Below are 1616 nucleotides of genomic sequence, written 5' to 3'. Positions count from 1 at the left end.
CAGATTTGCCTTGGAAATTGTATATTCCACCACTACAGCGTCCCCCAGGGTTTCAGAATTTTGACTATTTCCATCCCACCTTTCTGTATGAGTCTGTGTGGAACTTATTGGTCTTTGGGTTACTGAGTGCCCTCACGGTGGACGCGACGTTAGCAGAGATGAACCAAGTTTATTGGCAGGGAGCAGCTTCTCTAGGATTGTCCCGTTGGGGGACGATTTTGGGCATCATGCTCCCGGCTGCGCGACTGGGGGTATTTACTGGCATTATCCTAGGGATTGGACGAGCCCTTGGGGAAACGATGCTGGTGTTAATGGTCTGTGGTAATGTGCCTCAGATTCCAGATACACTGTTCGCTCCGATTCGGACCTTACCTGCTAACATTGCTTTGGAAATGGCTTTTGCCCTCGGCAATCATCGTTCATCCCTGTTTGTAACTGGATTGTTGTTGCTGGCAGTTAGTCTGTTTCTGGCGCTGTTGGCAGAAGCGATCGCAGAAGAAAAACACATATACTAGTATAATTGCCTGTCAGTTGGGTCATCATCCACTACTCAGTTATTGCACTGTCAGGTTCCATGGCTCTCTTTTCTTCTCACTCTCATGCTGCCCATCCGTCTAAAGGCTCTAAAAAACGAAAATTTTTGAGTGACTCTCGCCATCATCGGCATCGGAGCAAGATTGCTTATCGAGACCGAATGTTGAGGATGATTGTCTGGTTCGTCGCTTTGTCCGTCGCCGCTAGTTTCGCCATAATTCTTGGGCATTTGGTTTGGTATGGTTCTAGCCATCTTTCTTGGGAATTCCTGACCACAGACCCTGAAAATGCTGGTCGCGAAGGAGGTATTGCCTCCATATTGGTTTCAACGGCATTGATTTTAGGGGTTTGCCTGGCAGTAGCCCTGCCCCTGGGGTTGGGAACTGCCATCCTGTTAGCTGAATTTACCGCCACCAATAACTTATTTAGTCGGTTGGTGCGACGCAGTTTGGATATGTTGGCGGGAGTTCCTTCCATTGTCTTTGGTTTGTTTGGCAATGCCTTCTTCTGTGTTACCCTTGGTCTTGGCTTTTCTATCCTTTCTGGAGGATTGACCTTGGCCTGTATGGTGCTGCCGATTTTGATTCGTTCCATTGAGGAAGGGCTGCGGGCTGTTCCTGAAGAATACCGTTTGGGTGCTGCATCCTTGGGAATCTCAAGGACTAGCACCCTCATTCATCTACTGTTACCTGCTGCTGTTCCCAGTTTAGTAGCAGGCTTAATTTTGGGAGTTGGGAGGGTAATCGCTGAAACAGCGGCGTTGATTTACACCAGTGGCTATGTCGATCGCACACCTACCTCTTTATTTGATTCTGGAAGGGCGTTGTCCTTACATATATATGAGCTATCCATGAATGTCCCTGGCGGGGATGATAATGCCTATGCCTCGGCTGTGATATTAGTTATAGTTATCCTGTTGATCAATACCACAGCGATTTACCTAGGGAAGCAATGGCATGATCGCAGTCTTCAGGAGTAAAAATGTATCATAACTAACATTAATGAGTCAGTTTTCATCCCAGGCAAAACCAGTCATCTCTGCTTCTATGGACAACTGGGGCCATCCTTGCAGCTCGGACGCG

At 47.8% G+C, this 1616-nt stretch carries 2 protein-coding genes; both read left to right on the top strand.

Annotated features, from left to right (window positions below; all coding sequences use genetic code 11):
- On the top strand, positions 1-515 hold a 515-nt coding region (locus F6K53_RS40970; protein ID WP_293085995.1), incomplete at its 5' end, for an ABC transporter permease subunit.
- Between the two features lie 59 nt (positions 516-574).
- Positions 575-1513 (top strand): phosphate ABC transporter permease PstA, encoded by a 939-nt coding sequence (gene pstA, locus F6K53_RS40965; protein ID WP_293085992.1) that lies wholly within the window; start codon positions 575-577, stop codon positions 1511-1513.
- Positions 1514-1616 lie beyond the last annotated feature (103 nt).

This window comes from Moorena sp. SIO4A1 (assembly GCF_010672065.1).
Classification (GTDB): Bacteria; Cyanobacteriota; Cyanobacteriia; order Cyanobacteriales; family Coleofasciculaceae; genus Moorena.
The sequence above is the reverse complement of the archived record's forward strand: the minus strand, read 5'-3'. Positions and strand labels throughout refer to the sequence as shown.

Excerpts from the sequence above, each read along its gene's own strand:
- pstA (WP_293085992.1), top strand. The coding sequence starts at position 575 with ATGGCTCTCTTTTCTTCTCACTCTCATGCTGCCCATCCGTCTAAAGGC.